At 59.5% G+C, this 23618-nt stretch carries 22 protein-coding genes and 4 tRNA genes; 12 read left to right on the top strand and 14 right to left on the bottom strand.

What is annotated here, in order from left to right; translation table 11 throughout:
- Positions 1 to 27: 27 nt before the first annotated feature.
- The 5 genes from clpB (at position 28) to PMI28_RS06155 (ending at position 3307) form a co-directional block, all read left to right on the top strand.
- Positions 28 to 2592, top strand: coding sequence for an ATP-dependent chaperone ClpB (gene clpB / locus PMI28_RS06135; RefSeq protein WP_007990410.1), 2565 nt, complete (start codon positions 28 to 30; stop codon positions 2590 to 2592).
- 300 nt (positions 2593 to 2892) lie between these two features.
- Positions 2893 to 2968 (top strand) — tRNA-Asn (locus PMI28_RS06140).
- 9 nt (positions 2969 to 2977) lie between these two features.
- Positions 2978 to 3054, top strand: a tRNA-Pro gene (locus tag PMI28_RS06145).
- A gap of 5 nt (positions 3055 to 3059) precedes the next feature.
- Positions 3060 to 3135 (top strand) — tRNA-Lys (locus tag PMI28_RS06150).
- 95 nt (positions 3136 to 3230) lie between these two features.
- Positions 3231 to 3307, top strand: a tRNA-Pro gene (locus PMI28_RS06155).
- Between the two features lie 179 nt (positions 3308 to 3486).
- Here PMI28_RS06155 and PMI28_RS06160 read toward each other — a convergent pair.
- The 4 genes from PMI28_RS06160 to PMI28_RS06175 are packed head-to-tail and all read right to left on the bottom strand — an operon-like array spanning position 3487 to position 6223.
- Complete coding sequence (locus PMI28_RS06160; protein ID WP_007990408.1) at positions 3487 to 4785, bottom strand: NAD(P)/FAD-dependent oxidoreductase; 1299 nt, start codon at positions 4783 to 4785, stop codon at positions 3487 to 3489.
- A 60-nt stretch (positions 4786 to 4845) separates the two neighbouring features.
- A complete protein-coding gene (locus PMI28_RS06165) occupies positions 4846 to 5019 on the bottom strand; it encodes a DUF3094 domain-containing protein (protein WP_007970531.1) in 174 nt (57 codons plus the stop codon).
- Positions 5020 to 5072: 53 nt separating this feature from the next.
- Positions 5073 to 5600, bottom strand: coding sequence for an MOSC domain-containing protein (locus tag PMI28_RS06170; RefSeq protein ID WP_007990406.1), 528 nt, complete (start codon positions 5598 to 5600; stop codon positions 5073 to 5075).
- Positions 5597 to 6223 carry a DUF1780 domain-containing protein gene (locus tag PMI28_RS06175; protein ID WP_007970534.1) on the bottom strand — a complete coding sequence of 209 codons (627 nt, stop codon included), beginning with the start codon at positions 6221 to 6223 and terminating at the stop codon, positions 5597 to 5599. The genes PMI28_RS06170 and PMI28_RS06175 overlap by 4 nt, the downstream gene beginning before the upstream one ends.
- Before the next feature lie 219 nt (positions 6224 to 6442).
- Between PMI28_RS06175 and PMI28_RS06180 the strand changes: the two genes are divergently transcribed.
- The 3 genes from PMI28_RS06180 to PMI28_RS06190 are packed head-to-tail and all read left to right on the top strand — an operon-like array spanning position 6443 to position 10295.
- Complete coding sequence (locus PMI28_RS06180) at positions 6443 to 7786, top strand: aromatic acid/H+ symport family MFS transporter (protein ID WP_007990404.1); 1344 nt, start codon at positions 6443 to 6445, stop codon at positions 7784 to 7786.
- Positions 7787 to 7789: 3 nt separating this feature from the next.
- Positions 7790 to 9010 (top strand): benzoate/H(+) symporter BenE family transporter, encoded by a 1221-nt coding sequence (locus tag PMI28_RS06185; RefSeq protein ID WP_007990402.1) that lies wholly within the window; start codon positions 7790 to 7792, stop codon positions 9008 to 9010.
- A 16-nt stretch (positions 9011 to 9026) separates the two neighbouring features.
- Entirely contained in the window at positions 9027 to 10295 is a 1269-nt protein-coding gene (locus PMI28_RS06190; RefSeq protein WP_007990400.1) for an OprD family porin, read from the top strand.
- Positions 10296 to 10303: 8 nt separating this feature from the next.
- On the opposite strand, the gene PMI28_RS06195 is transcribed toward PMI28_RS06190, so the two are convergent.
- Complete coding sequence (locus PMI28_RS06195) at positions 10304 to 10546, bottom strand: DUF2790 domain-containing protein (RefSeq protein ID WP_007990398.1); 243 nt, start codon at positions 10544 to 10546, stop codon at positions 10304 to 10306.
- Positions 10547 to 10667: 121 nt separating this feature from the next.
- Here PMI28_RS06195 and PMI28_RS06200 point away from each other — a divergent pair, with 121 nt between their 5' ends.
- Together PMI28_RS06200 and PMI28_RS06205 are read left to right on the top strand one after the other, a co-directional pair.
- Positions 10668 to 11600, top strand: coding sequence for a LysR family transcriptional regulator (locus PMI28_RS06200; RefSeq protein WP_007990396.1), 933 nt, complete (start codon positions 10668 to 10670; stop codon positions 11598 to 11600).
- Positions 11601 to 11671: 71 nt separating this feature from the next.
- On the top strand, positions 11672 to 12361 hold the full coding sequence (locus tag PMI28_RS06205; RefSeq protein ID WP_007990394.1) for an energy-coupling factor ABC transporter permease: 690 nt from the start codon (positions 11672 to 11674) through the stop codon (positions 12359 to 12361).
- A 35-nt stretch (positions 12362 to 12396) separates the two neighbouring features.
- Here the strand turns inward: PMI28_RS06205 and yacG are convergent, their stop codons facing one another.
- The 4 genes from yacG to PMI28_RS06225 are packed head-to-tail and all read right to left on the bottom strand — an operon-like array spanning position 12397 to position 15305.
- Positions 12397 to 12597, bottom strand: a complete 201-nt coding sequence (yacG, locus tag PMI28_RS06210; RefSeq protein WP_007990392.1) for a DNA gyrase inhibitor YacG — start codon at positions 12595 to 12597, stop codon at positions 12397 to 12399.
- Entirely contained in the window at positions 12594 to 13217 is a 624-nt protein-coding gene (gene coaE, locus PMI28_RS06215; RefSeq protein WP_007990391.1) for a dephospho-CoA kinase, read from the bottom strand. Before coaE ends, yacG begins: the two co-directional genes overlap by 4 nt.
- Positions 13214 to 14086, bottom strand: coding sequence for a prepilin peptidase (locus PMI28_RS06220; protein WP_007990389.1), 873 nt, complete (start codon positions 14084 to 14086; stop codon positions 13214 to 13216). The genes coaE and PMI28_RS06220 overlap by 4 nt, the downstream gene beginning before the upstream one ends.
- Before the next feature lies 1 nt (position 14087).
- Entirely contained in the window at positions 14088 to 15305 is a 1218-nt protein-coding gene (locus tag PMI28_RS06225; RefSeq protein ID WP_007990387.1) for a type II secretion system F family protein, read from the bottom strand.
- A 227-nt stretch (positions 15306 to 15532) separates the two neighbouring features.
- On the opposite strand from PMI28_RS06225, the gene PMI28_RS06230 reads away from it, so the two are divergent.
- Positions 15533 to 15955, top strand: coding sequence for a pilin (locus PMI28_RS06230; RefSeq protein ID WP_007990385.1), 423 nt, complete (start codon positions 15533 to 15535; stop codon positions 15953 to 15955).
- 487 nt (positions 15956 to 16442) lie between these two features.
- Positions 16443 to 16799, top strand: a complete 357-nt coding sequence (locus PMI28_RS06235) for a BON domain-containing protein (RefSeq protein ID WP_007990383.1) — start codon at positions 16443 to 16445, stop codon at positions 16797 to 16799.
- A 223-nt stretch (positions 16800 to 17022) separates the two neighbouring features.
- Here PMI28_RS06235 and PMI28_RS06240 read toward each other — a convergent pair whose 3' ends face one another.
- The 5 genes from PMI28_RS06240 to PMI28_RS06260 all read right to left on the bottom strand — a co-directional run.
- Complete coding sequence (locus PMI28_RS06240) at positions 17023 to 17316, bottom strand: DUF2845 domain-containing protein (RefSeq protein WP_007990381.1); 294 nt, start codon at positions 17314 to 17316, stop codon at positions 17023 to 17025.
- A complete protein-coding gene (locus tag PMI28_RS06245; protein WP_007990379.1) occupies positions 17316 to 20276 on the bottom strand; it encodes a DUF748 domain-containing protein in 2961 nt (986 codons plus the stop codon). The genes PMI28_RS06240 and PMI28_RS06245 overlap by 1 nt, the downstream gene beginning before the upstream one ends.
- 93 nt (positions 20277 to 20369) lie before the next feature.
- Positions 20370 to 21386, bottom strand: coding sequence for a class I SAM-dependent rRNA methyltransferase (locus PMI28_RS06250; RefSeq protein ID WP_007990378.1), 1017 nt, complete (start codon positions 21384 to 21386; stop codon positions 20370 to 20372).
- Between the two features lie 208 nt (positions 21387 to 21594).
- Positions 21595 to 22467, bottom strand: coding sequence for an oxygenase MpaB family protein (locus PMI28_RS06255; protein WP_007990377.1), 873 nt, complete (start codon positions 22465 to 22467; stop codon positions 21595 to 21597).
- A 111-nt stretch (positions 22468 to 22578) separates the two neighbouring features.
- Positions 22579 to 23618, bottom strand: a 1040-nt coding sequence (locus PMI28_RS06260) for an AMP-binding protein (protein WP_007990374.1), incomplete at its 5' end; no start/stop codon positions are given.

The following is a 23618-nucleotide window of genomic DNA, read 5'->3' as shown; positions in this document are numbered from 1 at the left end:
CCGGCCTGCTCAAAAGGAAGGTGACCCATGCGTATAGACCGTTTAACCAGCAAACTGCAGTTAGCGTTGTCCGATGCCCAATCCCTGGCTGTCGGCCACGATCATCCGGCCATTGAACCGGCGCACTTGATGCAAGCCTTGCTCGAACAGCAGGGCGGCTCGATCAAGCCCCTGCTGATGCAGGTGGGCTTCGACGTCAACAGCTTGCGTAAAGAGCTGACCAAAGAGCTCGACCAGCTACCGAAAATCCAGAATCCGACCGGCGACGTGAACATGTCGCAGGATCTGGCGCGCCTGCTCAATCAGGCCGATCGTCTGGCCCAGCAGAAAGGCGACCAATTCATCTCCAGCGAGCTGGTGTTGCTCGCCGCCATGGACGAGAACAGCAAGCTCGGCAAACTGTTGCTCGGCCAGGGCGTGAGCAAGAAGGCCCTGGAAAATGCGATCAACAACCTGCGTGGTGGCGAGGCCGTCAACGACCCTAACCACGAAGAGGCCCGGCAGGCTCTGGATAAGTACACGGTCGACCTGACCAAGCGCGCCGAAGACGGCAAGCTCGATCCGGTGATCGGTCGTGACGATGAAATTCGCCGGACCATCCAGGTGCTGCAACGTCGCACCAAGAACAACCCGGTGCTGATCGGTGAGCCTGGCGTGGGTAAAACCGCCATCGCCGAAGGCCTGGCCCAGCGCATCATCAATGGTGAAGTGCCGGATGGCCTCAAGGGCAAGCGCCTGTTGTCCCTGGACATGGGGGCGTTGATTGCCGGTGCCAAGTATCGCGGTGAGTTCGAAGAACGGCTCAAGGCGTTGCTCAACGAGCTGTCGAAGCAGGAAGGGCAGATCATCCTGTTCATCGACGAACTGCACACCATGGTCGGCGCCGGTAAGGGCGAAGGTTCGATGGATGCGGGCAACATGCTCAAGCCGGCCCTGGCCCGCGGTGAACTGCACTGCGTGGGCGCCACCACGCTCAACGAGTACCGCCAATACATAGAGAAGGACGCCGCGCTCGAGCGACGTTTCCAGAAAGTGCTGGTGGACGAGCCGAGCGAAGAAGACACCATCGCCATCCTGCGTGGCCTCAAAGAGCGTTATGAGGTTCACCACAAGGTGGCGATCACCGACGGCGCGATCATTGCCGCAGCCAAGCTCAGTCATCGTTACATCACGGACCGGCAGTTACCCGACAAGGCCATCGACCTGATCGATGAAGCCGCCAGTCGTATCCGCATGGAGATCGACTCCAAGCCGGAAGTGCTGGACCGCCTGGAGCGTCGTCTGATTCAGCTGAAGGTGGAATCCCAGGCGCTGAAGAAAGAAAGCGACGACGCGGCGAAGAAGCGTCTGGAAAAACTGCAGGAAGAAATTGCTCGTCATGAGCGTGAGTACTCGGATCTCGAAGAAATCTGGAACTCGGAAAAAGCCGAGGTACAGGGTTCGGCACAGATCCAGCAGAAGATCGAGCAGTCCCGTCAGGAACTGGAAGCGGCCCGCCGCAAGGGCGACCTGAACCGCATGGCCGAGTTGCAGTACGGGGTGATCCCGGACCTGGAGCGCAGCCTGCAGATGGTCGACCAGCATGGCAAAAGCGAAAACCAGTTGCTGCGCAGCAAAGTGACTGAAGAGGAAATCGCCGAAGTCGTGTCGAAGTGGACCGGTATTCCCGTGTCGAAAATGCTCGAAGGCGAGCGCGAGAAACTGATGAAAATGGAAAGCCTGTTGCACCAGCGTGTGATCGGCCAGGATGAAGCGGTGGTGGCCGTTTCCAACGCAGTGCGGCGCTCCCGCGCCGGGTTGTCCGACCCGAATCGCCCGAGCGGCTCGTTCATGTTCCTCGGCCCGACCGGTGTCGGTAAAACCGAGCTGTGCAAGGCGCTGGCCGAATTCCTCTTTGATACCGAAGAGGCGATGGTGCGGATCGACATGTCCGAGTTCATGGAGAAACATTCCGTGGCTCGCTTGATTGGTGCTCCTCCAGGCTATGTAGGCTATGAGGAGGGCGGTTATTTGACCGAGGCGGTGCGTCGCAAGCCTTACTCGGTGATCCTGCTGGACGAGGTCGAGAAGGCGCACCCGGATGTGTTCAACATCTTGCTGCAAGTGCTCGAGGACGGTCGCCTGACCGACAGCCATGGCCGTACGGTGGATTTCAAGAACACCGTGATTGTCATGACCTCCAACCTGGGGTCGGTGCAGATCCAGGAACTGGTCGGCGATCGTGAGGCGCAGCGTGCGGCGGTGATGGATGCGATTTCCAGCCACTTCCGGCCGGAGTTCATCAACCGGGTCGACGAAGTGGTGATCTTCGAGCCATTGGCGCGGGATCAGATCGCCGGCATTACCGAGATCCAGTTGGGTCGTCTGCGTAGCCGCCTGACTGAGCGGGAGCTGAAGCTTGAGCTCAGCCCTGAAGCCATGGACAAGCTGATCGCGGTCGGTTACGACCCGGTGTATGGCGCACGGCCGCTCAAACGAGCGATCCAGCGCTGGATCGAGAACCCGCTGGCGCAGCTGATTCTCTCCGGTCGATTCATGCCGGGCGATACCGCTCACGGTGTGGTGGAAAACGACGAAATAGTCTTCGTCTGATCCATAACGGCAACAAAATCGAAAAGGCCTCGCATTGCGAGGCCTTTTTTTCGTTAGGCTGTTGAACTCAAAGGAAAAGGCTTGTAAAGTGCGCCCCGCAGTAAGTCACCCGCCAGGGTTTCCGCTCCCCAAGCAGGAATCCAAAATAAGTTGCAAATCATTAACTTGAAAGCAATTTAGGGGGTTGACAGAGGTGCTGAAGATTGTAGAATAGCGCGCCTCAGACACACGAACGCAGCGATGCGAACGGGTTGAAGAGAACGCTGTAAAGCTTCAAAGTTGTAAATTGAAATGTGTAGTTCCGTGATAGCTCAGTCGGTAGAGCAAATGACTGTTAATCATTGGGTCCCAGGTTCGAGTCCTGGTCACGGAGCCAATTTCAAACCGGGGTATAGCGCAGTCCGGTAGCGCGCCTGCTTTGGGAGCAGGATGTCAGGAGTTCGAATCCCCTTACCCCGACCATTTTTGGGTCGTTAGCTCAGTTGGTAGAGCAGTTGGCTTTTAACCAATTGGTCGTAGGTTCGAATCCCACACGACCCACCATTTTTGAAACCAGTTAGCGCTGGAATCGAATCTTAAGATCAGACGCCAAAAGCTCTGTTCGCAGAAGGCGCCTTTCAAAGGTGCCTTTTTTTTACCGGGGTATAGCGCAGTCCGGTAGCGCGCCTGCTTTGGGAGCAGGATGTCAGGAGTTCGAATCCCCTTACCCCGACCATATTAAAAATCCTCGTATCGAAAGATACGGGGATTTTTTTTGTCTGTTAATTGCTTGCCGCGGATCAATTGTAGGAGCGAGCTTGCTCGCGAAGATCGTTAACGAAAACGCAGCGTTTCTGGTTTAACGCGGCGCTCTCAGGTTCTTCGCGAGCAAGCTCGCTCCTACAGAACGTCTGATCAGTGCAGCTTCAGGCGAGGCTCTGTACCGCGTCCGATCTTGCTGCCGAGCATCAGCATCGCCGTGCGGAACGGTCCGTACAGCGCCATCTGGTGCATGCGGTACAGCGACACGTAGAACATCCGCGCCAGCCAGCCTTCGAGCATCACGCTGCCGGTGAGGTTGCCCATCAGGTTACCCACAGCCGAAAAACGCGACAGCGAGATCAGCGAGCCGTAGTCGGTGTACTTGTACTCCGGCAGGGGCTTGCCTTCGATGCGCAGTTTCAGCGATTTGGCCAGCAACGAAGCCTGTTGGTGAGCGGCCTGGGCGCGTGGCGGCACATTGCGGTCGCTGCCCGGTTGCGGGCAGGCAGCGCAGTCACCGAACGCGAAGATGTTCTCGTCACGGGTGGTTTGCAGGGTTGGCAGCACTTGCAGCTGATTGATGCGGTTGGTTTCCAGGCCATCGATGTCCTTGAGGAAACCCGGTGCGCGAATCCCCGCGGCCCAGACTTTCAGGCTGGCCTTGATCACGTTGCCATCGGCAGTAATCAGGCTGTCTGCCGTCACTTCGCTGACCGCGGCATTGGTCATGACGTTGACCCCGAGTTTCTCCAGGGTTTTATGCACAGGCCCGCCAATCCGCTCTGGCAGCGCCGGTAGCACCCGTGGTCCGGCTTCGATCAGGGTGATGTGCATGTTTTCCGGTTTGATCCGGTCCAGGCCATAGGCTGCCAATTCATGGGCGGCGTTGTGCAGTTCGGCGGCCAGCTCGACCCCGGTGGCACCGGCGCCGACGATGGCCACGCTGATTTGCTCGACCACGTCGGTTTGCCCTGCGTGAGCGCGCAAATAGTGATTGAGCAGTTGCTGGTGGAAACGCTCGGCCTGCTTGCGGGTGTCGAGGAACAGGCAGTGTTGCGCTGCGCCCTGAGTGCCGAAATCGTTGGTGGTGCTGCCGACGGAGATCACCAGCGAGTCGTAAGGCACTTCGCGGGCCGGTACCAGTTCCAGGCCGGCTTCGTCATAGGTGGCGGCCAGCTGGATTTTTTTCTTCGCGCGATCGAGCCCGCTCATGCGTCCCAGCTGGAACTCGAAGTGGTTCCATTTGGCCTGGGCCACATAGTTGAGTTCGTCTTCGGAAGAGTTCAGGGAACCGGCCGCCACTTCGTGCAACAACGGTTTCCAGATGTGGGTCAGGTTCGCGTCGACCAGCATCACACTGGCCGTGCCGCGCTTGCCCAGAGTCTTACCCAGACGGGTAGCCAACTCCAGACCGCCGGCGCCGCCGCCAACGATGACAATACGATGAGTCATGGGGATATCTCGCAAGGCTAAAAGAAATCGGTGCAATTACCCGAGCGAGCGCAAGGCAGCTCATAGCGTCAGGTAACTGATAAGTCGGCTCAACAGGCCCAGACCAATGGTCACTGCCAATACCAGTACAAGGAGCATCCACGGCCGGAAAGGCCGGCGCTCGACTTGGTGCTGGGACAACTGCAGGTACTCTTCGACATGCTTTTGGTCGTCGGGGTTCAGGCGGCTGGTCATATCGGGCCTCGTCAGGGGTAGACGTTGCTGAATGTGTAGAAGCTACAGTGTTTTTACCCTGGGTTGAACGCAGCATAGCCGCTGTCCGCAATGGGTTCGACGCTTACGATGTCGTCCAGGCGAATGATCCCGCTTTGTAACACCCGGGCAGTGATTCCGCCATGTCCGCGCACGGCCTGAAAGGTGCCGATGCCCAGGTTGCTTTCCAGGCGCGCGCAGGGCTGGCACCAGCCGGTGGTTTCGAATATTGCCTGGCCGATCCGGAAGCGGCGGCCCTTGAGGCTGAACAGATTGATGCCACTGATAACGAGATTGCGCCGCAGATCTTCAGGCCGGACCGGATGATCGTGCGCACGCCCCATCAGCGAGCTGATCACAGCCAGGTGCTCCCACTGAATCAGCGTGACCTGCCGCGCATTGCACACGCCGGGGCGGGCGTGGTCGCCGGTCAGGCCGGCCTCCAGGCGCGCTTCCACGGCATCGAGTTCAAGCATCGTCGAACGTGATTGCGGGCGCACGCCGATCCAGCGTACACGACCTTGTTGCGGCACCTCGACGATCAGCTCCTGCAGCGGGCTCACAGGCTGATCCCGACGTCGAACACAATGCTGCGCCCCAGGTTGCTGCGCAAGAAGTCCGGCGCATCCGGGTGAGCGAACAGCACGCGGGCGAATGTCGGCCCAACCAATGACAGCGAACGCCAGCCCTGGCGCAGGTATTCGGTCGGCGGCGGGAAATGGCTGTTGAGGTCCAGCACTTCGCGTTTGAGGCTGGCGAAGGCAATGATATCCAGCTCACCCAGATCCATGCCGCGTTCTTTGTAGTTGTGCGCTTTTTTGCGCAAGGTCGGCGCCAATCGCAGCAAAAACTCATTGGCAGGGATACGTCGTGGCTTGGCCTCGCGGCGCACCAGTTGGCTCAGGGAAAACGCACTGCGTCGGCGTTGCAGTTCGTCGCGCCATTCATCGTTGAGTCGCCGGCCCTCGTCGAGCACGAAGAACACCTCGAAACTGGCATCGCGAAACAACACATCCGGCGGCTCCCCGGCGGGGGCGAACTCATCGGCGCGATAGGGAATGTTCAAGCCTTGCAGCAGGCGCTGGCAAACCCAACGCTCACGCTCCCATTTGCGGGCATTGGACAGGAACGCGTTGGCCTGCTCAGCCGCGATGGTCAGCAGGCGTAAATAATCTGAGTCATCCATAGGCCCAAGCTTAGCGTTCAAATGTGATCGCAAAGAAGACAATTTGTCGGAGTGGCTCCAAGCCTTCCGTTCCCATGCCCGTTTCAGGGCCCTGCACAAAATGGATAGTGATCTGCGCTCACTGGCTATTGCCACGTATCGGGCGGCTCTACCCTCGGCTGTACGGACGTAAGCCGTGTTACCGCCGCTCTAAAAAAACAACAACAAGAGATAGATGCCATGCGCAAGATCGACGTACATGAGGTTATCGACAACGCTCGCTTCAACCGTTTTCACTGGATGGTGCTGTTCTGGTGTGCCCTGATCATCATCTTCGACGGTTACGATCTGGTGATCTACGGCGTGGTCTTGCCGATGCTGATGAAAGAGTGGGGGCTCAGTCCTCTGCAGGCCGGTGCACTGGGCAGTTATGCACTGTTCGGCATGATGTTCGGCGCGCTGTTCTTTGGTCCGCTGTCGGACAGGATCGGCCGTAAAAAAGCCATCACGATCTGCGTGATGCTTTTCAGTGGCTTCACCGTGCTCAATGGTTTCGCCCGCAACCCGACCGAGTTCGGCCTTTGTCGCTTCATTGCCGGGCTCGGCATTGGCGGCGTGATGCCTAACGTCGTGGCACTGATGAACGAGTACGCGCCGAAAAAAATCCGCAGCACTCTGGTCGCGATCATGTTCAGCGGTTATTCGGTGGGCGGCATGCTGTCCGCCGGGCTGGGCATTGTGCTGATCCCGGGTTTCGGTTGGCAGTCGGTGTTTTACGTGGCGGTCCTGCCGTTGCTGTTGTTGCCGCTGATCATGTATTTCCTGCCCGAATCGGTGGGCTTCATGTTGCGTCAGGGACGTCATGAAGAAGCGCGCAATATTCTTCAGCGCATCGATCCGGCCTACGTCGCGCAAGTGTCTGATCAATTGCACATGGCCGAAGTGAAAGGCACGGGCACCCCGGTGTTGCAGTTGTTCCGTGAAGGCCGTGCACTGCGCACGCTGATGCTGTGGCTGACGTTTTTCTGCTGCCTGTTGATGGTGTACGCGCTGAGTTCCTGGCTGCCGAAACTGATGGCCAATGCCGGTTACAGCCTGGGTTCGAGCCTGTCGTTCCTGCTGGTGTTGAACTTCGGGGCGATCTTCGGCGCGGTCGGTGGCGGGGTGCTGGGCGACAAACTCAATCTGCCGAAAGTGCTGGCGGTGTTTTTCGCCATGGCGGCGGTGTCGATAACCCTGTTGGGCTTCAACAGCCCGACGCCGGTGTTGTACCTGCTGATCGCCATTGCGGGTGCCACCACCATTGGCTCGCAGATTCTTTTGTACGCCTGCGCCGCGCAGTTTTATTCCATGACGATTCGTTCTACCGGTCTGGGTTGGGCTTCGGGCATCGGGCGCAACGGGGCCATCGTCGGTCCACTGCTGGGTGGTGCCTTGCTCGGGATCAGCTTGCCCCTGCAACTGAACTTCATGGCGTTTGCCTTGCCCGGTGCGGTGGCGGCCCTGGCCATGACCGTGTTCGCCGTCAGCAGCCGACGCAGCGCTGCTGGCGTCAACCCAGCGTTGTCAGCGACCGGTGCCTGAGTCATGAAAGCGTTTTTCCAGGACTTCTCGCTGTCAGCCGCCGTGGCTGGATTCATTGCCACGGTGATTTCCTACGCTGGCCCTTTGGTGATCATCTTTCAGGCGGCAGAAGCGGCGCATCTTTCGCGGGAAGTGTTGTCGTCCTGGATCTGGGCGATCTCCATTGGCAGCGCCGTGCTCGGTATCGGTTTGAGCCTGCGCTACCGCGTTCCGGTGATCATCGCCTGGTCGGCGCCGGGCTCGGCGTTGCTGGTGACGCTGTTGCCGGACATCTCCTTGGCAGAGGCGGTGGGGGCTTATCTGGTCAGCAGCCTGATCATTTTCCTGGTTGGCATCTCAGGCGCTTTCGACCGGATCATCAGCAAGCTGCCCGCTGCCATCGCGGCGGCGATGCTGGCGGGGATCCTGTTCAGTTTCGGCACCGGTTTGTTCGTGTCGATGCAGCACAAGCCGGTGCTGGTCCTGGCGATGTTTGCCAGCTACCTGATCTGCAAGCGGGTGGTGCCGCGTTATGCGGTGATGATGGTGCTGCTGGTGGGGTGTTCGATTGCCGCGTTCACCGGTGATTTGCATCGTGAAGCGCTGGTGATCGGCCTGGCCACGCCGGTGTGGATCACGCCCGAGTTCAGCCTGGGTGCGATCCTGAACATCGCCCTGCCGCTGGTGATGGTGGCGCTGACCGGTCAGTTCGTGCCCGGCATGGCGGTGCTGCGCGCCAGCGGTTATCCGACGCCGGCGAGCCCGATCATCGCCAGCAGCGCGCTGGGCACCGCACTGCTGGCGCCGTTTGGTTGCCATGGACTGAATCTGGCGGCGATCACCGCGGCGATCTGCACCGGTCGTGAATCCCACGAAGATCCTCGCAAACGCTACGTGGCCGGGGTCGTCGGCGGCCTGTGTTACCTGCTGTTGGGAATCTTCGGCGCCACGCTGGTCTCGCTGTTTTCAGCGTTCCCCAAAGAGTTGATCGCGGCGTTGGCCGGGCTGGCCTTGTTCGCCGCCATTGCCGGCGCGTTGACGGGCGCAATGGCGGTGCCGAGCGATCGCGAAGCCGCGCTGGTGACCTTTCTGGTCACGGCTTCGGGCATGTCGTTGTTCGGTTTGTCCGCGGCATTCTGGGGGCTGATTTTCGGCATGGTCACCCATGTGCTGTTGAGCGTCCGTCGTCCCGTTCCCCGTCGCAAATCCTCTGCAACTGAAGTTCTTCAACCAGTCGATCAATAACAATAAGAGAAAAACGATGAAACAGATTCTCCCAACAACCGGTTCGGCGTTGTCCCTGGCTGTCGTCTCGGGTTTTTCCACGGGTGCGATGGCGGCTGAAACCGGCTTTGTCGAAGACACCACCGCGACGTTGCAGGCGCGCAATTACTACTTCAGCCGCGACTATTCCGACATCGTTGGCGCCAACCAGCAATCGAAGGCTGAAGAGTGGGCCCAGGGTTTCATTCTCAACGTGAAGTCCGGATACACCCAGGGCACCGTCGGGTTTGGGGTGGATGTCATCGGCTTGCTCGGCCTCAAGCTCGACAGCGCCCCGGACCGGACCAATACCGGTTTGCTGCCGGTGCAGGACGACGGCCGCGCGGCGGACAACTACAGCCGTCTGGAAGGCGCGTTGAAGATGCGCTACTCCAAAACCGAACTCAAAGTCGGTGAGCTGCAACCCAATCTGCCGGTGTTGGCGTTCAGCGATATTCGCCTGCTGCCGCCGAGTTATCAGGGCGCAAGCATCACCTCCAGCGAGATCAATGGCCTGACGGTGCAGGGCGGTCACTTGAGTTCAACCAGCCTGCGCAACGAGGCAGGCGACGAAAAGATGCAAGCGATGCTGGGGCACGTGCCGCAGCGCCAGGTCAGCAGTGACGGATTCAATTTTGCCGGCGCTGATTATGCCTTCAACGACAAGCGCAGCTCGGTCAGCGCCTGGTACGGGCAACTGGAAGATATCTACAACCAGCGTTTTCTGGGTTTAAAACACAGTGAGCCGGTGGGCGACTGGATCCTCGGCGCCAACCTCGGTTACTACAATTCGCGCGAGGACGGAAAAAAACTGCTGGGCAACATCGACAACCAGGCGTTCTTCTCGTTGCTGTCGGCCAAGCGTGGCGGCCATACGTTTTACGTCGGCTATCAGGGCATGTTCGGTGACAGTGCATTCCCACGGGTGTTTGCCAACATCTCGCCGCTGGGCAACGAAGTGCCGACCTATGAGTTCGCCTTCACCGATGAACGTTCCTGGCAGGCGCGCTACGACTACGACTTCGCGGCGCTCGGCGTACCGGGGCTGACCAGTACGGTGCGCTACATCAGCGGCAACAATGTCGATACCGGCAAGGGCTTTGAAGGCAAGGATCGCGAGCGTGACCTGGACATCGGCTATGTGCTGCAGAGCGGCAGCCTCAAAGGTTTGGGCGTTCGCGTGCGCAATGCGATGGCACGTTCAAACTACCGCAGTGATATCGACGAGAACCGCTTGATCCTCAGCTACACGTGGACCTTGCTATGAGCCACTGATCACAGGTCGCTGGTGCAATCACCGATGACGTCGTAGGTCACGCGGTGGGTCTGGCCCTGATGATCGACATACACCATGGTTGCCGGGACAACCCCGCACGCGGTCGCGGTGTTCGACACAGAAACCACGCTGGCGATGTCCAGTGGCTGCGCCGGGTTGTACAGGACTGCGAGGGGCTCGTTGCCAGCGGCCATGGCCGAGGTGGCGATGACGGTCAGCAACAGGCTGATCAACGTTTTCATGTTGGCGTGCTCCGTGTCGGTTTTGATGTTTGAATTTTAGTCTTTGCCACCGATGGATAAAGGGGCGAACGCCGGATGCAGCCTTACATAAAACGTAACAGTTATCGCCCGAGGGGGGCTTATGGATGTGCTTAACAACTTGCGCGTGTTCATCCGGGTGGTGGACTGCGCCAGTTTCACCGGGGCTGCCGATGCGCTGGATCTGTCGACCGCGCAGGTATCCCGATTGGTGGCGGATCTGGAGGAGCATGTACAGGCGCGTCTGCTGCAACGCACCACGCGGCGCTTGGGCCTGACCGACGCCGGCGAGCGTTTCCTGCTGCGCAGCCGGCAAATCGTCGAGGCCATGGATGAGGCAACGGCCGAGGCCCGTGGCGCGCATATCAATCCGGCCGGACGCCTGCGGGTGCACAGCATGAACGGCCTGGGTGTGCTGCTTACGCCGTTGATCGCCCGCTACAGCGAGCTTTATCCCGATGTGGTGTTCGAGCTGACCTTGTCGCAGCGCAATCCCGATCCGCTGGAGGAGGGTCACGATGTGGTGATTTCGATAGCTCCCGAACTGGCCGACTCGCAAATGGTTGCGCAGGCCGTCGGGCAAATCTACAGCGTGCCCTGTGCCTCCCCGGACTATCTGCACCGTCGGGGCGTGCCGCAGCAGCCGCTGGCGCTGAGCGATCATCAATGCCTGCGCATGCTCGACCCGTTGTACAGCGATCAATGGCTTTTCCAGGACGAGCACGGCGAGCACGCCGTCAGCCCGGCCAAGACCTTTCAGTGCAATGTTGCCGAGTCGATGGTCAAGGCTTCGGAGGCGGGCATGGGCATCAGCCTGCTGCCGTTCTACACCGCGACGCGGCCCTTGAGCGACGGCACTTTGCTGCGCGTGTTACCTGCATGGCGCCTGCGCGAACGCAATGTGTATGCGCTGTATCCTTCGCGACGCTTTCTCGATGCCAAGGTGCGCACCTGGGTGGACTTTCTCAAGTCAGAGCTACCGAAGCTGTTTGCCGACCATGACGCGGTGATGAACGATCCGCGGCATTGGGCGTGAAGTCGAAGGGCAGGCGAGCGGCGGTGTAGACTGAGTGTCGTTTGTCTTTCGCCAAGGAGTCGCGCGTAGCCATGATCGGTGCAGAGTTGCTGTCATCGCAAACCCTTGCGGTCGGCTGGCTGATCTATGTGCCGGTGTTGATCTGGGCGATCTGTCGCGCACCGTGGGTTGAACTGTTTACCGACAGCCGTCGTCAGCATCTGCTGTTTGGAACGGTGTTTGCGCTGTTTCTGTTGTGGCTGGTGCGGCGTGACTTTGATACCGGCGTGTCGTACCACTTCATCGGCATGACAGCGGTGACGCTACTGCTGGACTGGCCGCTGGCGCTGGTTGGCGGGTTGGTTGCACAAACGGGGCTGGTGCTGCTCGGCCGACAGGACCTGGCGGCGGTCGGGGTCAATGGCGCGCTGTTGATTGCGCTGCCGGTGCTGGTCACCGAGTGCTGCGCGATTCTGGTGGAGCGTGCTCAGCCGCGAAATCCCTTTGTGTATATCTTCGTGTCCGGCTTCTTTGCGGCGGCGCTGTCGGCGTTGCTGTGCCTGTTGCTGGCGCTTTGGTTGTTATGGTTCGACGAGCGTTTTGCCATGCCGTACTGGCTGGAAGATTTTGTCGGATATCTGTGGCTGATCATTTTTCCCGAAGCGTTTATCAACGGCATGATCGTCAGTGCGCTGGTCGTGTTTTGTCCGGAGTGGCTTGAGACGTTCAACCGCACACGCTATCTCTCGGCTCCCTGGAAGGACGACGATCCCAAGTCCTGATCCACATCAAAACCTGGAATCGTCCACTCGATGGATCAGTGGCGCGGGTCGAAGTCGCCGCTGAACATCTCATCCTCGGCATCGGGGGCCACTGGAATCTTGTGTTCTTCGGACGCCCACGCGCCCAGGTCAATCAGTTTGCAGCGATCGGAGCAGAATGGCCGGTATTTGCTCTCGCTCGTCCATTCCACGGGGGCGCCGCAGGTTGGGCATTCGACGGTTGTTGGTTGGCTCATGACTGGCCTCCACGCAAAGAAAGATAAAAGTGATGCAGGCGTTCGACCTCGCTGTGCAGCCAGGCAAGGTCGCGGTCATTGACCACGACGTCGTCGGCATGGCTCACGCGATCCTGACGGCTGGACTGGGCCTTGAGGATCGCCTGGACTTGCTGCTCGCTGGTCTGGTCACGTTGCAGGGTACGTTCGATCTGCAACTGTTCGGGCGCATCGATCACCAGCACCCGTTGGGTCATGGCGTATTGCCCGGACTCGATCAGCAGCGGTGAAACCAGAATCGCATAAGGCGATTTTGCCAGCGCCAGGTGATGAGCGATTTCCTCGCCGATCAGTGGATGCAGGAGGGCCTCCAGCCAGCGGCGTTCTTCAGGCACTTCGAAGATCAGCTTGCGAAGCGCAGCGCGGTCCAGTTGTCCGTCGGTCTGCAACACACCGGGACCGAAGTGTTCGGCGATTTGTGCCAGTGCCGGGCGGCCAGGTTCAACTACCCAGCGAGCGGCATGATCGGCGTCGACCACATGCACGCCCAGATCGATAAAGTGTTGGGCAGCCGCACTTTTACCGCTGCCGATGCCGCCGGTCAGGCCGAGAATCCAGGGTTTTTCCACAGGGGTATTCATTTCAAACCGACAAACTGCCAATAGAGGTCGGTTATTTGACCACCCCAGAGCAAGGCAATCCAGCCGGCAATAGCCAGATAGGGACCGAAAGGGATCGGCGTCGAGGTTTTTGCATGGCGCAAGCGCAGGGTTATCAGCCCGATAATGGCCCCTACCAGCGAGGACAGCAGAATGGTCAGTGGTAAAATCTGCCAGCCACCCCAGGCGCCCAGCATCGCCAGCAGCTTGAAATCACCGTAACCCATGCCGTCCTTGCCGGTGATCAGCTTGAACAGCCAGAACACCGACCACAGCACGCTGTAGCCGGCTATCGCCCCCCACAGCGCCTCGTGCAACGACACGAACAGGCCGAAACTGTTGACGATCAAACCCAGCCAGATCAGTGGCAGCACCAGGACATCCGGCAATATTTGATGTTCGGCGTCGATCAGGCTCATCGCCAGCAACCCCCAACTCAAGACCAGCACCAGGCAGGCCGGCCAACCGAAGCCGAAGTGCCAGGCAACAAACGCCGACAACAGGCCGCAGGCCAATTCAGTCAACGGATAGCGCGGGCTGATCGCCGCCGCGCAGGCTGAACAGCGCCCGCGCAAGAACACATAACTGAGCAGCGGGATGTTTTCCCAGACGCGGATCCGGTGACCGCAGTGCGGGCACTGGGAATGGGGCAGCATCAGGTTGTAGGTCGGCAGCGGCGTTTCGCCGGGCAGCCCGAGGATGTCATGGGCCTGCTCACGCCAGTCGCGTTCGAGCATTTTCGGCAGGCGCCAGATCACGACATTGAGGAAACTGCCGACCAGCAGGCCGGTGATGCCTGCGAGAAGGACAAAGGCCAGCGGATAGTGAATCAGGATTTCATTCAAGGGCATGTCAGATCGCTGAGCCGAGTTGGAAGATGGGCAGGTACATCGCAACTACCAGGCCGCCGACGATAACACCCAGCACCACCATGATGAACGGCTCCATCAGGCTGGTGAGGCTATCGACCATGTTATCGACTTCGTCTTCGTAGAACCCCGCGACTTTGTCGAGCATAGCGTCCAGCGTGCCGGACTCTTCGCCGATGGCGGTCATCTGTATCGCCATGTTCGGAAAAATGCCGGACGTACGCATGGCGAAATTCAATTGCATGCCGGTCGAAACGTCCTGCCGGATGCGCAATACCGCACGCTTGAACACGATATTGCCGGTTGCACCGGCCACCGATTCCAGTGCTTCCACCAGCGGCACGCCGGCAGCGAAAGTGGTCGACAGCGTGCGGGCAAATCGGGCCACGGCGGACTTGTACATCAACGTGCCCACCAGCGGCAGTTTCAACAGCCAGGTGTCCATTCGGTCGTGAAAGGCCGGGGATGTCCTGGAGGCGTGGCGCACACCGAAGATCACCGCGATCAGCACGCCGAGAACCGCCCACCACCAGGCCTGCATGAATTGCGACAGGCCAATGACCATCACGGTGAAGGCCGGCAGTTCGGCGCCAAAGCCCTTGAACACCGACTCGAACTGCGGCACGACGTTGACCAGCAGAATTCCGGTGACAATCGCCGCGACGAACACCACCACCAGCGGATAGGTCATGGCTTTCTTGATCCTGGCCTTGAGGCTTTCGCTTTTTTCCTTGTAGGTCGCGACCCGCTCCAAAAGGGTGTCGAGGGCACCGGCCTGCTCGCCGGCATCCACCAGGTTGCAATACAGTTCATCGAAATACTGCGGCTTCTTGCGCAGGGAGGCAGCGAAGCTGTTGCCTGCCGCGACTTCCTGTTTCAGATCGTCCACCAGCTTGCGCATGGCCGGATTGTCGAAGCCCTCGCCGATGATGTCGAACGACTGCAACAACGGCACGCCAGCCTTCATCATTGTCGCCATTTGCCGGGTGAACAGGGCGATGTCCCGGGCCGTGATGCGCTTGCCCATGTTGAACAGCGAATGTTTTTTTTTGCGAACCTTGCCGGGACTGATGCCTTGCTTGCGCAGTTTCGCCTTGATCAGCGCCGGGTTTTGGGCACTGAGCTCGCCGTTTACCTTTGTGCCTTTGCGGTCGATGCCTTCCCATGCATACACGCTGATTTTCGCTGCCTTGACCGCCATGTTCAGTCCTGGGTAATCCGGTTGAATTGCTCTTATAGCCTAGTCAAACGACAGAGCCAAACCAGCAAGGGTGAGGTGACAAAAAACGTCAGATAGTGCTGATCCTAATAGTAGGAAAGGGCTTTGCGACCGCCACGCCCCCTGTTAACAGGGGCTTTTGGCCTTGGCACAGGCTGTGCTGCCATGGGGCAGATCATGAGCATTCGACTCATGCATGGAGGCTGAATATGCATAAACAAAAAGGTTTTACCCTGATCGAGTTGCTTATCGTAGTGGCGATCATCGGGACCCTGGCAACACTGGGTCTGCCGATGTATTCCAAATACCAGACGCGGGCCAAAGTCACGGCGGCACTGGCCGAGCTGACTGCAATGAAGGTGCCGTTCGAGGATGTGATCAATCAGGGGGACGCCCCGACTATTGCCAACGTGGCACCCGCCGGCGCCACATCGACTAACAACTGCGCCCTGTCTGTGACGGCTTCAACGCCAGAAGGAGCGGGATCAATCGTTTGTACGTTGCAGAATGCCCCGGGGGTGGTCCTGGGCAAAACCGTCACCCTGACACGGGATGAAACTAAAGGCTGGTCGTGTAAAAGCACCGTCTCCCAGGATTACTTGCCTAAAGGGTGTTCCGGTTCTGCGACATGAATAGCTGAATCAAGTCCCCGCCATTGCGTAATGCCGATCAGTTAAGCCACAACGCAATCTGTAGCAGCTGGCGTAGCCTGCGTCCGGCTGCGCAGCAGTCGTAAATCCCGCTTTCACGATCTCTCTGACGTACCGCGAACTCTGATTTTACGACTGCTACGCAGCCGGACGCAGCCTTCGGCAGCTGCTACAAGGAAGGCGTAGCGGTACCGTCATTGCGGGTTTTTGTTTGTCGGCTGGTTGTCAAAAGCTACAGAGAAAGCTCAGAAATTCAGAACCTTAGGAACTTTCCATAAACCCGCAACTTGCATGCAGTGTTTCTGCTTGTCGTGCATTTTGCATGATTCCGGGAATTGGATGATTTTGTAACATATTGATTTTAAAAGCTTTATCTCTTCTTCAAAATTGGCACAACGTTCGCAATATCCTTGGTAACCCTGCCGACAAGACACCCGGCAGACTTTCCAGAAAAACAGGAGTTACTCGTATGAAGAAGTTCGCTATCGCTGCCGCTACTGCTACCGCGCTGACCCTGACCATGGCAAACGCGGCATTCGCCCAGACTACTCAAGCCACCCAGGCTCCCATGACCCTGGCGGCGGGTGAAATGACCAAGGCTACAGAAGCTACTTCCGATACCTGGATCACCACCAAAGTCAAAGCCGACCTGATGACCGAAAAAGGCATTCCAGGTAGCGACATCAAGGTTGAAACCAACAAAGGCGTGGTATCGCTGTCGTCGACCACCGCCGTGACCGAAATGCAAAAAGACACGGCTGTGGCCATCACCAAGAAAATCAAAGGCGTCAAGGCGGTCTCCGCTGACGGCCTGAAAGCCGAGTAAGGCAAGACTTCTCGCCTGGACCGGGAGAAGGCGCGACAGACGGGCCGAGTCATACGTCTGTTGCAACCTGAGTGTTCATGCGAAGGGCCCCGCGCATTTTTGCCGGGGCCAAATCAATTGTGGGAGCGGGCTTGCTCGCGAAGGCTGACTGACATTCAACACATGCGTTGAATGAAAGACTGCTTTCGCGAGCAAGCCCGCTCCCACATTGAGTCGTGGTTAATTAATTGCCGCGTTTGCTGGTGATCTGCTTCAGCCGATTACCTTCGAACCGCAAGTATTGATACATCCCGCCATTGGGTCCGTAGGTCCATTCCTCGACCTGAAACTCCTCGCGCCGATCGGCACTGAGCTTGTAACCCAGCAAGTCGCGGCTGACCGGCTCGCCGCATTTCTGCAGGACTTCACTCGAGCGATCACCGACGCTGATCAATTGGCTGCCACAGCGCAGGGTATCGTCCGCCCAGGCCTGACTGGCGGATAGCACCAGAGCCAGGCCAGCCAGCCGCCATATCATCACTCGGCATCCAGATGCATCGGCGTCACCACGCGGCCGTCACTTTGCGCCTCGCCCAGATTGGCGTCGATGAAGTACACACGGTCATCTTCCAGCTGGGCCTTGTCGACCAGATAATCCTTGATGCTGCTGGCGCGTTCCTGGCCCAGTTGACGCAACAGCACGTCGCTGGAACTCCAGAACTTGATCACTTCGGCACGCATTTTCGCGGTGCGCTCTTCCTTGCCCAGGTCCTTCCATTCGGCAGGGGGCTGGGTTTTCAGGCGGGTGCGGTAGATGCCTTCGAGCAGCGGGCCTTTTTCCCCGTCCGGCACTTCCAGCAACGAAGCCTGGGCCGGGACCTTGTCGCCACGACGCTGGAGCATTTTGTAGTAGTTGTACTGGTATTCACGCTCCAGGCGTTGTTCGGCGATCAGCGGGCCATCGCTGCTCTGGGCGGCGGTGCCTTCGATTTCCAGGCGCAGGGCCGGGCGTTCCTTGAGCGCTTTTGACAGTTTGTCCAGGGCGCCTTCAGCGTCCTTGCCCAATTCACTGGAACCGGCTGCGAATGAAACGCTGCCCAGGTCTTCCGAGCCACCACCGTTGACCAGCCCGCCAATGAGTTTGAACGGCGCTGCCGCGGCTTTGACGATCAGGTTGCGCAGGGTCTGCCAGATAATCGGCATGACGCTGAACTGAGGGTTGTTCAGGTCGCCGCTGACCGGCAGTTCGATGGAGATCTTGCCGTCGACATCCTTGAGCAAGGCAATGGCCAGTTTCAACGGCAGGCTCACGGCGTCCGGGCTATCGACTTTTTCACCCAGTTGCAGTTGTTCGACCACCACTTTGTTTTCAGCTTTGAGCAGACCCTTGGTGACCTGGTAATGCAGGTCGAGATTGAGCCGGCCCTTGCGGATACGGTAGCCGGCGAACTTGCCGGAATAGGGCGTGAGCGTGGTCAGTTCCACACGTTTGAAGCTGGTGGCGATGTCGAGGCTGGCCATCGGGTCGAACGGATTGACCGCGCCCTTGATGGTCACCGGCGCGTAGCGATCGACCTTGCCCTTGACGTCGACACTGGCCGGTTTCGGCTGGCGGCTGTCGATGGTGCCAATTTGCCCGTTGAGCTGCTGGATGGCGGTGGCGAAATTAGGCGTCAGGCTGAAGTCGGCGAAGTTGGCCGAGCCATCATTGATGAAAATGCCGCCGATGTGGATGCCCAACGGCTTTTCGTTGCTGGCCGGTTTGCTCGCCGCCGGTTTTGCCCCGGAGTCCGCCGGTTGCGGAATCAGCAGGTCATCGATGTTGGTGGTGCGATCATCGTTGATCATGAAGCGCGCATAGGGCTGGAACAGGTTGATCTTGTCGATCGACAGGCTGTCCCCATGCTGATAGTTCAGGCCTTCGACCACGACCTGTTGCCACTTGAGGAAGTCGCGGGTTTTCAGGGTGTCCAGGGTATGCAATTGATCGACCTGGGCGCGGCCGGTGACGCTGAAAGCCAGGGGCTCGGCGCTTTTCAGGTCGACCGCCAGATCGCTGCCGAGCATGCCGCTGCGCAGTTCCAGGCGAATGAACGGCGTGATGTAGGACTGGGCAACCCGCAGGTCGATGTCCTTGGTCTGCACCTTCAGCCTGGCACTGACTGGCGCCAGGTTGACCTCGCCGTCGGCCAGGATCTTGCCTTGCTTGCCCACGCCGGTATCGAGCTTGAGAGTAAAGGGTGAACCGTTGAGGCTGTCAAAGTTCTGCAGGTCGAGGTTCAGCGGAGCCAGGTCCAGGGCGACGGCAGGCTGTGCCTTGCGGTCGGCCAGATGCACCTGGTAGTCGCGCAACTGCACATCCTTGAGCAGCACCTGCCAGGGTTTGCCTGGTGCGGCCGGTTCAGGTTTCGGTGAGTCTGCCGCCGCCGGAGTGCTGGCCGGTTCGGCGTCCGCCTTGGCTTTGGCGGCGGCGGGTTTGGACGGCTGGCTGGCGAACAGTTTCTGCCAGTCGAGTTGGCCGTCCGGTTCCAGCGCCGCCCAGGTTTCCAGTTTGTGGCTGCGGATCTTGCCGACCACCACTTGCTGCTTTGCCAGGTCCACGGTGGTTTCGCTGACGTCCAGGCGCTCAAGCTTCACCAGTGGCCGGCCATCCGGGGCCTTGATCGCGAAGGGGGCGATGTTGACCGCTACGTTGCTCAGTAGCAGTTCGGTTTCCTTGGCCAGGCTGAATTTGTAATCGGTACTGATGCTCATGACGCCGTTTTCGAGGTCCAGTGGCACGGCATCGCGCACATAAGGCCAAAAGGCTTTCATCTTGCCATCGGTGATTTTCAGCTTACCTTCGGAGGCGATCGGGATCAGGCTGAAGTTGCCGGTCCAGTCGATCTGTCCGCCGTTGGGGCCGACGGCCACCAAGGTCATGTCGGCACTGTCATCGGGCAGGGTGCTGAGGTTCTTCAGCTCGAAATCGAGTGTGTCGTAGATAAATTCGATAGGCTCGCTGGGCCGGGCATCTTCAAAGTGCACGGCACCGCCGGCCAGTTTGATCCGCTCGATGCGCAGCGGAAACGGCTTGGCATCCGGATCGGCCGGTGTAGGTTCGCTCGCTGGCAGCTTGAACAGCCCCAGCAGATTGAGTTTGCCGTCCTTGCTGAACAGGATTTCGGTCTTGGGCTTGTCCAGTTCGACATCGGACAGGTGCACCGCCTTGGTCCACAGGCTGTCGAGTTGCAGATTGGCGTACAGGCGTTCGAAAGCGACCTGCTCCTTGCCGGGCTCGCCGATGTTCAAGCCCCAAAGGGTCAGTTCAAGGCTGAACGGATTGAACTCGATCCGCTGGATTGTGGCGGGTGTGGTGGCGTAGTTGGCCAGTTGCTGGTTGGCAACACGCAGTGCCACACCCGGTAAAATCAGAAAGCCCAGCAGGCTGTAGAGGGCCAGAGCAGTCAACAAGGCGCCGATGGCGCGAATCAATCCTTTGTACATGTGCGGCTTCATCTGTCTGGATCGGAGTGCCTTGGAGTATGGCACGCGTTTCCGGTTCCCAAGTGATTGGCCTGATCAGGAAGTTTCAGATTTCTCCCACAGCGGTCAGAGCTGCAGAATCAGGGTTTTCAGCGGTGGCTGCTGATCCATCGACGGGAAGTCGGCGCCTGGCTTCATCACGCTCCACTCACGCACCGGCCGCCCGGCCTTCTCTGCACAACGCAAAACCTGCTCGCGCCAGTCGTCCATGCTGACTTTCGCCAGGTTGTTGCAGCAGATCAGCACGCCGTTATCGGCGGTGGTCAGCAGGGCCGGTTTGAGCAGGCTCTGGTAGTCGCGCAGCAGGTCGACGGTGCCGAATGCGCTCTTGGCCCAGGCCGGTGGGTCCAGCAGTACCAAATCGTACTGACGCTGTTCCAGGCGCTGATAGCTCGGCAGTTTTTGCCCGCGGCGCTGGCTGATCGGCAGGCCGGCCAGTTGGCGAATGGCCGGGAAGTAGTCGGACTGGATAAATTCCATGGCCGGCAACTGCGGGTTGAGTTGGCCGTTCTCCCGGCCAACCGCCAGATTGCCTTCGGCGAAGTCCAGGTTGCAGACCTCGCTTGCGCCGCCGGCGGCAGCACTGAGGCCGACGCCGCAGGTGTAGGCGAACAGGTTCAGTACGCTTTTGTTCTTGCTGTGATCCTTGACCCAGCCGCGGGTATTGCGCAGGTCGAGGAACAGCAGCGGGTCTTGTCCGGCATGGCGACCCCGAACCCGATAGTTCAGGCCCCATTCATGGCCGACCAGGTCTTGCAGCGCGGCTTCGTCGGCGCGGTAGACGGTGTCTTCGCGATCGATACGCGAGTTGCCACGGGAGCGGTCGTTGTAGACCAGCAGGGTGTCAAAACCCAGGTGTTGGTTGATCGCATCGTGCAGTTGCAGCAGCGCCTCGCGCTCCAGCGGCTGGTGGAAACTCTGTACCAGCAATTGCGGGCCGTAGCGATCGATGGTCAGGCCACCGGCACCTTCCTGGCTGCCGTGGAACAGGCGATAGCAGTCGGTACCTTGCTGGTGCAGTTCGGCGAGCAGGTCCTGGCGTTGATCGAGGGCGGCGCGCAGCGCCTGATTCAAGGAAGACATGCTGGGCGCCTTGCAGGAGAGAATTGGGCGCGGGAGTTTAACACTGTGGAACAGAGATGAGGGGCTTGCCTGTGGCGAGGGAGCTTGCTCCCGCTGGGCTGCGAAGCGGCCCCAATATCCCGGTATATGTCGGTTTTTTGCGAGCGCTACGCACTCGAGCGGGAGCAAGCTCCCTCGCCACAGAGTGATTACATTCAAGAAGTTGTGTTCAGGTCAGCAACCCCATCCGCCGCTTCGCCCGCTGCACCGATCCGTTACGCACCGCCCAGCGCAGCATCGGCGCGCTGCGATTGACGCTGGCGCGGATCAGCGTGCGTTGCAGCGGGTTCTGGCTGACGCCGAGCATGTCACTGGCCCAGTCCGGCAACAGATCGATCCCGGCCTGCATCATCAAACCGCCGAAAGGCTTGGCCAGGCGGCTGGGGGAGGGCGCGTTCAACAACAGGCGCAGGACTTCGCGACTGCGTTCGTCGCACAGCAACTGTGGACGCATACGTTCAAGGTAGTCGGCAATTTCCTGCCGCGAACGGGGCACATCCCGGGCCCCGAGGCGTTCGGCGATCAGGGCAATTTCAGCGTAGTAGCGATCCTGATCGACCGGGGACAGGTGCGGATTGCGATAGCGCAAATGCGCGGCCAGGAAGTTGCTGACTTCCGCCACGTGCACCCACGTCAGCAATTCGGGATCGCTGGCAGCGTAGGCGCGTCCATCCGGCGCCGTGCCTGTGATCTGCAAATGAATGGTGCGGACTTTTTCGATCAGCCAGTCGGCGTCCTGTCGAGAACCGAAGGTGGTGCCGGAGATGAACTGCCCGGTGCGGCGTAAACGGCCGAGCATGTCTTCACGAAAATTCGAATGGTCCCAAACCCCGGCCAATGCCAGCGGGTGCAGAGCTTGCAGCATCAGGGCGCTGATGCCACCGATCAGCATGCTGCTGAAGTCGCCATGGACTTGCCAGCTCACCGAGTCTGGCCCGAACAGGCCGGGGTCGCCCTTGGGGTTTTCCAGGTCGAGTTTACCCAGGGACAAACCGCTCAGGCTCATGATCTGGGTTTCGATGCGGGTGCGGATGAATTCCATGGCGACTCTGTAATTCTGTAGGAGCGAGCTTGCTCGCGATGGACGTTAACGATGACGCGTGCTTCCTGAATATACGCGGCGCGTCGGCGTTTATCGCGAGCAAGCTCGCTCCTACGTCAGGCGTTTATCGATCAGGCCTTGCACCACGCTCGGATCGGCCAGGGTCGAAGTATCACCCAGACTGTCCAGTTCATTGCAGGCGATCTTGCGCAGTATGCGCCGCATGATCTTGCCCGAGCGGGTTTTCGGCAAGGCCGGCGCCCACTGGATCAAATCCGGTTTGGCGAAACTGCCGATTTCCTGGCTGACGAGGGCCAGCAGTTCTTTTTTCAACTCGTCGTTGGTTTCGACGCCGTTCATGGGCGTGACGAAGACATAGATGCCCTGGCCCTTGATGTCGTGTGGGTAACCGACCGCAGCGGCCTCGGCGATGCTCTCGTGCAGCACCAGGGCGCTTTCCACCTCGGCGGTGCCGATACGGTGGCCGGACACGTTGATCACATCGTCGATGCGCCCGGTGATCCAGTAGTCGCCATCCTCATCGCGCCGCGCGCCATCGCCGGTGAAGTAGTAGCCGGGGTAGGGTTTGAAGTAGGTGTCGACCATGCGCTGCGGGTCGCGATAGACGCTGCGGATCTGCGCCGGCCAGCTGGACTTTATGGCCAGTACGCCGCTGCCGGCGCCTTTGATTTCCTTGCCATGCTCGTCGAGCAACACCGGTTGCACGCCGAACATCGGTTGCGTGGCGCAACCGGGCTTGATCCGCTGGGCGCTGACCAGCGGGCTGAGCATGATGCCGCCGGTTTCGGTCTGCCACCAGGTATCGACGATCGGGCAGCGCTCTTCGCCGACCTCATGGAAGTACCACTCCCACGCTTCCGGGTTGATCGGCTCACCGACCGTGCCGAGTAGTCTGACGCTGGCGCGGGATGTTTGCTTCAACGGTCCGGGGCCTTCGCGCATCAGTGCGCGCAGGGCTGTCGGGGCGGTGTAGAAAATGTTCACCTTGTGCTTGTCGATCACCTGCCAGAAGCGCGAGGTACTCGGGTAGCTCGGTACGCCTTCGAAGATCAGCGTGGTCGCGCCATTGGCCAGCGGACCGTAGACGATGTAGCTGTGGCCGGTGACCCAGCCGATATCGGCGGGGGACC

This window comes from Pseudomonas sp. GM48, assembly GCF_000282335.1.
Lineage (GTDB): Bacteria > Pseudomonadota > Gammaproteobacteria > Pseudomonadales > Pseudomonadaceae > Aquipseudomonas.
This window is presented reverse-complemented; position numbering and strand designations above follow the sequence as displayed.

Excerpts from the sequence above, each read along its gene's own strand:
- clpB (WP_007990410.1), top strand. The coding sequence starts at position 28 with ATGCGTATAGACCGTTTAACCAGCAAACTGCAGTTAGCGTTGTCCGAT.
- PMI28_RS06160 (WP_007990408.1), bottom strand. The coding sequence starts at position 4,785 with ATGACTCATCGTATTGTCATCGTTGGCGGCGGCGCCGGCGGTCTGGAG.
- PMI28_RS06165 (WP_007970531.1), bottom strand. The coding sequence starts at position 5,019 with ATGACCAGCCGCCTGAACCCCGACGACCAAAAGCATGTCGAAGAGTAC.
- PMI28_RS06175 (WP_007970534.1), bottom strand. The coding sequence starts at position 6,223 with ATGGATGACTCAGATTATTTACGCCTGCTGACCATCGCGGCTGAGCAG.
- PMI28_RS06180 (WP_007990404.1), top strand. The coding sequence starts at position 6,443 with ATGCGCAAGATCGACGTACATGAGGTTATCGACAACGCTCGCTTCAAC.
- PMI28_RS06185 (WP_007990402.1), top strand. The coding sequence starts at position 7,790 with ATGAAAGCGTTTTTCCAGGACTTCTCGCTGTCAGCCGCCGTGGCTGGA.
- PMI28_RS06190 (WP_007990400.1), top strand. The coding sequence starts at position 9,027 with ATGAAACAGATTCTCCCAACAACCGGTTCGGCGTTGTCCCTGGCTGTC.
- PMI28_RS06195 (WP_007990398.1), bottom strand. The coding sequence starts at position 10,546 with ATGAAAACGTTGATCAGCCTGTTGCTGACCGTCATCGCCACCTCGGCC.
- PMI28_RS06200 (WP_007990396.1), top strand. The coding sequence starts at position 10,668 with ATGGATGTGCTTAACAACTTGCGCGTGTTCATCCGGGTGGTGGACTGC.
- PMI28_RS06205 (WP_007990394.1), top strand. The coding sequence starts at position 11,672 with ATGATCGGTGCAGAGTTGCTGTCATCGCAAACCCTTGCGGTCGGCTGG.
- yacG (WP_007990392.1), bottom strand. The coding sequence starts at position 12,597 with ATGAGCCAACCAACAACCGTCGAATGCCCAACCTGCGGCGCCCCCGTG.
- coaE (WP_007990391.1), bottom strand. The coding sequence starts at position 13,217 with ATGAATACCCCTGTGGAAAAACCCTGGATTCTCGGCCTGACCGGCGGC.
- PMI28_RS06220 (WP_007990389.1), bottom strand. The coding sequence starts at position 14,086 with ATGCCCTTGAATGAAATCCTGATTCACTATCCGCTGGCCTTTGTCCTT.
- PMI28_RS06225 (WP_007990387.1), bottom strand. The coding sequence starts at position 15,305 with ATGGCGGTCAAGGCAGCGAAAATCAGCGTGTATGCATGGGAAGGCATC.
- PMI28_RS06230 (WP_007990385.1), top strand. The coding sequence starts at position 15,533 with ATGCATAAACAAAAAGGTTTTACCCTGATCGAGTTGCTTATCGTAGTG.
- PMI28_RS06235 (WP_007990383.1), top strand. The coding sequence starts at position 16,443 with ATGAAGAAGTTCGCTATCGCTGCCGCTACTGCTACCGCGCTGACCCTG.
- PMI28_RS06240 (WP_007990381.1), bottom strand. The coding sequence starts at position 17,316 with ATGATATGGCGGCTGGCTGGCCTGGCTCTGGTGCTATCCGCCAGTCAG.
- PMI28_RS06245 (WP_007990379.1), bottom strand. The coding sequence starts at position 20,276 with ATGAAGCCGCACATGTACAAAGGATTGATTCGCGCCATCGGCGCCTTG.
- PMI28_RS06250 (WP_007990378.1), bottom strand. The coding sequence starts at position 21,386 with ATGTCTTCCTTGAATCAGGCGCTGCGCGCCGCCCTCGATCAACGCCAG.
- PMI28_RS06255 (WP_007990377.1), bottom strand. The coding sequence starts at position 22,467 with ATGGAATTCATCCGCACCCGCATCGAAACCCAGATCATGAGCCTGAGC.